The following is a 5,557-nucleotide window of genomic DNA, read 5'->3' as shown; positions in this document are numbered from 1 at the left end:
GTCGGGCCGGCTGGTGCTGGACGACGCGTCCTGGTAGGCGCCGTTCCGCGTCGCGGGCGGCACGAGCCGTCGTGCGCGCGGGCCCGCGGCCACCGGACACTCGGTCCGGTGGCCGCGGGCCCGCGCGGGTGACGACCTGGGCAGGTTTACCGCACGGGCGCCGGAAGCCAGTTTTACTGCATGGGCGCCGGGAGCCAGTCCTTGGCCGTGACCGTGCCCGGAACGTTCTGCTGCTTGATCCAGCCGAGCTTCGTCTTCGACAGCGTCGTCTCGTCCATGACCCCGCTCCGCGCGGCCCCGAACAGGCCCTGGTACTCCTTGATCCTGTTCGTGATGCCGGACGTCATGGTGTCCTTGGCGTGGATCTGCTTCCGCAGATAGTCGATGTTGGCCTTCGTGGACTTGATCGTGATGTCCAGGTCACCGTCGTCGATCTCGACCTGGGTGCCCCAGAGCAGGATGTTCCGCACCCACGGCACCTCGGGGCTCTCCTCGCCCTCCTTCAGCGGCACGGACTTCGCGTCGACGAAGTGGGCCGCCAGGAGCGCGGTCATCGTGGAACGGCCCAGGTTGCCGAGCCCGTCGGTCTCCTCCAGCCGGCTCATGGTGCCGTACCGCGAGTCGTTGGCCTTCTGGAAGCACGTGAGCGCCGCTTCGGTCGCCTCGTCCAGCTTGCCCACCGTGTACGCGTCGACCAGCTTGCAGTTGTTCGCCCCCGCGACCAGCCGCACCTGGGCGAACTGCACGAAGAGGTTCGCCGGGTCCTCCGAGGTGAGGGGCAGCGGACCCTGCTTGGTCTGCGTCTCCTCCTCCTTGGTCTCTTCCTCCTCCTTGTCCTCGCCGCCCCCGCCGTCGTCCGACGCCTTGGGCTCCTCGCTGGGCGCGGCCTCCTGCGTGGGCTTGTCCTTCGGCTTCTCCGGCGGTTCCTCCGGCAGCGCGGTGGCCGCCGCCTGCTGGAGCTTCTCCTGCGCGAGGGTCCTGACCGGCGCCTTGTAGGTGAACCAGAGCACGAGGCCGGTGATGGTGAGCGCGAGCAGCAGACTGAGCGTCGTCATCATCCAGAACGGCAGCAGGCTGCGCTGTACGTATGTCCCGTTCACCGCCAGGGGCTCGTAGCCCGAGCGCCGCACCGACAGCTCGTAGGGCCGCTCCTGCTTCTGCCCCACCCAGGTGATCTGCCGGGGCTTGAGCGTCGCGTCGACGAAGGCGGCGCGGCCGGGTTCGATCTGGACGTTGGACGGGACGATCTCGTACGAGAGGTCGCCGCCGCCGCTCTTGTCGCCGCCGCCGATCGACGCCGTGAGCACGGTGTTGCCGAGGTTGTCGACGGCCAGCTTCGGCCGCCCCCTGAAGCGTCCCTTGACGGTCTGCGGGACCAGCTCGGCCCGCACCTCGACGAAGGTGGTGAAGGTGACGTTCCCCTCGACGACCGTGGCGGCCCCGTGCTGCTCGGTGGGCAGGACGCGCACCCCGTACGGATGCGGCCCCGCGGCAGCGTCCGGGGTACGGGGCGGAGCGAACGTCAGCTCCACGATTCCGGTGGTTCCCGGAAAGAGCCTGATGGCCGGCGGTTCCACCGTGACGTACGGTGCGACATCGCCGACCGTCTCGAAGCGGTACTCGTCGACGACGTCGCCGGTGTTGCGCAGACGCAGTCGTACGGTGGTGCTGCTGCCCGGGTCGACCGTGGTCGAGGCGGGCTCCAGAGATGTCCAGGTGGTCACCCGATGGACGCTACTGCGCGGGGGAGAGGCGATGTCAGAGGCCACGGGGTAGCACCGCTGCCCGAAAGGCGGCGCCCGATGCCCTCGAACCCCCCTGCGTAAACCTCCGGTCGGGGGAGACGGGGCCGCGCCGCTGACCGAACTCCACCGTGCCCCGGGCGGTGTCGCCGCAGTACGCCCCGGCGGGAGCCCGGCGGACCGGGACCGGCCGCAGGGCCCGCCCCTCGTTGCCCCTGGGGGCATAATCCGTGCCCTTGACAAGGCACCCAAGGACGTTTACGCGGTCGCGCAGGGGCAGCGAGGGTGAGACTGGTCTTGTATTGGTACCCCGAGGAGAGCAGAGCATGCCGTCTTACCTGTCGCCGGGCGTATACGTGGAAGAGGTGGCCAGCGGCTCTCGTCCGATCGAGGGAGTCGGCACCTCGGTAGCCGCATTCGTCGGGCTGGCGCCCGACGGTCCACTGAACGAGCCGACGCTGGTCACCAACTGGACCCAGTACGTCGCCGCCTTCGGCGAGTTCACCGACGGCTACTTCCTGGCGCACTCGGTGTACGGCTTCTTCAACAACGGCGGCTCCGCCGCCTACGTCGTCCGGGTGGGCGGTGTGCCCGGCGGAGTCTCCGGCGCCCCGGCCGAGGGCTCCGACGCGGTCAACGGCCGGCGCGGCAGGTCGGCCGTCGCAGGTGGCACGGCGCCCGCCGAGCTGACGGCGGGTGAGCCCCAGACCCTCGGTACGTTCAAGGTGTCGGCCGTCGCGCCCGGCGAGAGCGGCACGCTCAGCGTCGAGGTCGCCGACGCCGAGGGCGAGGGCCCCGCCGAGCGCTTCCGGCTGGTCGTCAAGGACGGTACGAAGCCCGTCGAGACCTTCGACGTCTCCGCGAAGAAGAGCGCCCGCAACTACGTGGTCACGCAGGTCAAGGAACGCTCCAAGCTCATCTCCGTCCAGGAAGCGGTCGCGGCCTCGCAGCTCGCCCGCCCGGACAACCAGACGGTCGCCCTCGCGGCTCCCACCGCCGCGGCGGCCCCCGCGATCCCGGAGCCGGTGGAGACCGAGTCGGTCGGCATCGGCGAGTACCTGGGCGACTCCTCGGACCGTACCGGCTTCGGCGGCCTCGAAGCGGTGGACGAGATCTCGATGGTCGCCGTCCCCGACCTGATGGCCGCCTACCAGCGCGGCGCGATCGACCTGGAGGCCGTGAAGGCCGTCCAGCTCGGTCTGATCGCCCACTGCGAACTGATGGGCGACCGGCTGGCGATCATCGACCCGCCGCCCGGCCTCAACGCCCGGCAGATCCGGGTCTGGCGCCAGGAGACGTCCAACTACGACTCCAAGTACGCCGCGCTCTACTACCCCTGGATCAAGGTCTTCGACCCGGCCGGCGGTCAGACCCGGCTGGTCCCGCCCAGCGGCCACATCGCCGGCATCTGGGCCCGTAACGACTCCGAGCGCGGTGTGCACAAGGCCCCCGCCAACGAGGTCGTACGCGGCGCCGTCGACCTGGAGATGCAGATCACCCGCGGTGAGCAGGACCTGCTCAACCCGATCGGCGTCAACTGCATCCGCACCTTCCCCGGCCGCGGTATCCGCGTCTGGGGCGCGCGCACCCTCTCCTCCGACCCGGCCTGGCGCTACCTCAACGTCCGCAGGTACTTCAACTACCTGGAGGAGTCGATCCTCAACGGCACGCAGTGGGTGGTGTTCGAGCCCAACGACCAGGCGCTGTGGGCCAGGATCCGGCGGAACATCTCCGCGTTCCTCGTGACGGAGTGGCGCAGCGGTGCCCTGTTCGGCGCCACACCGGAGGACGCCTACTACGTGAAGTGTGACGCCGAGACCAACCCGACGGAATCCGTCGACCTGGGACGGGTCATCTGCCAGATCGGTGTCTCACCGGTCAAGCCCGCCGAGTTCGTGATCTTCAGGCTGGCGCAGTTCTCCGGCGGCAGCGGTGAGCTGGAGGAGTAGCCCGTCACGCACCTCCCGACTCTCCCCTGAATTCGCGTACAGCCACAGGCACCAGCATCAGTAGAAGGAACGGTTTTCATGAGTCTCTCTCAGGGTGATGCGCTCACTACCCATAACTTCGGCCTCCAGATCGACGGCGTGATGGTCGAGTACCTGCACGCCGTGGGCGAGGTGGGGATGGAGCAGGACGTCATCGAGTACCAGCAGGTCTCGGCGAACGGCCAGCCCATCACCAAGAAGATGCCCGGCGTGAAGAAGGCCGGTGAGACGACCGTCACACGCGGTATGGAGCAGTCCGCCGCGTTCACCGAGTGGATCGCCGCCTCGCTCCGCGGCGACATGGGCTCGGCGCGCAAGAACGCGAGCATCATCTACATGGACTACCAGTTCAACCCGGTCAGGCGTCAGCACCTGCGCAACGCCTGGTGCTCCAAGGTCATGGGCGCCGGCGCGACGGCGGGCGAGGCCTCCGTGATGACCGAGACCGTCACGATCGTCTACGAAGAGCTGGTCACCGAGTAATGCGCCGCGGACCTGCCAGGCCCGCCACCGACGCCGCCGCCCCGTCCGCGCCCGCGGACGTGGCGGCCCCGGCCGTCGTACCGGCGGAAGCACAGCCCGTACGGCAGCAGTTGCGGACCGAGTTCGCGTTCGAGCTGCCGCGCGGGTACGTGGACGACATGGGAACCGTGCATCGCGAGGGCGTGATGCGGCTGGCGACCGCCCGGGACGAGCTGATCCCGCTGCGGGACATGCGGGTGCAGGAGAATCCCGCGTATCTCTCGGTGGTGCTGCTCGGCCGGGTCATCACCCAGCTGGGTACCGTGGCACACATGCACGACGGCGTGGTGGAGAACATGTTCGCCTCCGACCTCGCCTTTCTCCAGGACTTCTACCGTCAGGTCAACGCCGAGGGCCACACCAGGGCCGGCGTGTCCTGCCCGCACTGCGAGCAGCCGTTCGAGGTCGAGCTCGGCGGGAGCCGCCTGGGGGAATCGTGACGTACGCGACCGACCGGATCCATGAGGAGATCGCGTACATCGCCTACCACTTCCATTGGAACCTGGACGACATCCTCGACCTCGAACACCGTGAGCGGCGGCGATACGCCGAACAGATCGCCACGTTGGTGACGCGTGCTGCAACGGAGCGGTGATGGGCATATTCGACCGGCTCAAGGGCCGGAGCCGAGGCGGGGACCAGAGCCCGGTCCAGGACCGGGACCGGGAGCCGGGTGCGGCCGGGGGCGGGGACGGTACGGTACCGGGCCTCGCCCCTGAGGCGTCCGCGGGTCCGGGTGCGGGTGCCGGTGCGGGGGCCGGTGTCGGCGGTGCCGGTGGGGGGCGTGGCTGGGCCGGTCTGCCGCCGATCCAGCGGGCCACGTGGGCGCCCGCGCGGCAGACGGTCGCGTCGGCGGAGTTCGGCGGGTCGCTGGCCACCTGGCAGAACCACTCCTTCTCCGGGCCCCTTTCGCACGCCGTCCTGGACGGCGCTCCGACCGGTCTCATCAAGGACGCGCTGTCGCCCGCCGTGGGCTCCAGCCCCGGCGGCCTCGGCGAGGCCAGGCTCTCCCTGCCGGTCGCGGTCGTCGACGACGGCGTCGGTGACAGCGAGGGGGGAGCCGGTGCGGTCGGCCCCGGCCGGGGACCTACGGTCCAGCGTGCCGCGGGCCCGCGGGTCGCGCCGGTACGGCCCCGGCCGCGCCCCGCGCCCTCGGCGCTGACGCGCGCTGCCGCCCCGAACTCGGTGCGGCGCAGGGTGCTTCCCGCGGTGGCGCCGAGCATCGTGGCGCCGAGCACTGTGGCGCCGAGCACCGTGGTGCCCGCTCCGGTGGCCGCCCCTGTGGCCACCGGAGCGGGCACCACG

5 protein-coding genes and 1 pseudogene are annotated in these 5,557 nt (G+C 70.3%); 5 read left to right on the top strand and 1 reads right to left on the bottom strand.

The genetic code is table 11. From position 1 onward, the window contains the following. Window positions 1-173 precede the first annotated feature (173 nt). Window positions 174-1,724, bottom strand: coding sequence for a COG1470 family protein (locus DVH02_RS25165; protein ID WP_114626133.1), 1,551 nt, complete (start codon window positions 1,722-1,724; stop codon window positions 174-176). 344 nt (window positions 1,725-2,068) lie between these two features. Between DVH02_RS25165 and DVH02_RS25160 the strand changes: the two genes are divergently transcribed. The 5 genes and pseudogenes from DVH02_RS25160 to DVH02_RS25145 all read left to right on the top strand — a co-directional run. After that, window positions 2,069-3,691 carry a phage tail sheath family protein gene (locus DVH02_RS25160; protein ID WP_114626132.1) on the top strand — a complete coding sequence of 541 codons (1,623 nt, stop codon included), beginning with the start codon at window positions 2,069-2,071 and terminating at the stop codon, window positions 3,689-3,691. Between the two features lie 78 nt (window positions 3,692-3,769). Next, on the top strand, window positions 3,770-4,213 hold the full coding sequence (locus DVH02_RS25155) for a phage tail protein (protein WP_114626131.1): 444 nt from the start codon (window positions 3,770-3,772) through the stop codon (window positions 4,211-4,213). Then, the gene (locus DVH02_RS25150) at window positions 4,213-4,692 is read left to right on the top strand and encodes a hypothetical protein (protein WP_114626130.1); all 480 of its coding nucleotides are present in this window, start codon (window positions 4,213-4,215) and stop codon (window positions 4,690-4,692) included. The genes DVH02_RS25155 and DVH02_RS25150 overlap by 1 nt, the downstream gene beginning before the upstream one ends. After that, window positions 4,689-4,847, top strand: a complete 159-nt coding sequence (locus tag DVH02_RS35680) for a DUF6760 family protein (RefSeq protein ID WP_014153881.1) — start codon at window positions 4,689-4,691, stop codon at window positions 4,845-4,847. Before DVH02_RS25150 ends, DVH02_RS35680 begins: the two co-directional genes overlap by 4 nt. Then, a pseudogene (locus DVH02_RS25145) lies at window positions 4,847-5,557 on the top strand (hypothetical protein); the annotation flags it as partial. The gene DVH02_RS35680 and the pseudogene DVH02_RS25145, both read left to right, overlap by 1 nt.

This window comes from Streptomyces corynorhini, from assembly GCF_003346515.1.
Classification (GTDB): domain Bacteria; phylum Actinomycetota; class Actinomycetes; order Streptomycetales; family Streptomycetaceae; genus Streptomyces; species Streptomyces corynorhini.
The sequence above is the reverse complement of the archived record's forward strand: the minus strand, read 5'-3'. Positions and strand labels throughout refer to the sequence as shown.

What these genes read in the sequence shown, in the direction of transcription:
- DVH02_RS25150 (WP_114626130.1), top strand. Translation starts at nt 4,213, where the DNA reads ATGCGCCGCGGACCTGCCAGGCCCGCCACCGACGCCGCCGCCCCGTCC.
- DVH02_RS25155 (WP_114626131.1), top strand. Translation starts at nt 3,770, where the DNA reads ATGAGTCTCTCTCAGGGTGATGCGCTCACTACCCATAACTTCGGCCTC.
- DVH02_RS25160 (WP_114626132.1), top strand. Translation starts at nt 2,069, where the DNA reads ATGCCGTCTTACCTGTCGCCGGGCGTATACGTGGAAGAGGTGGCCAGC.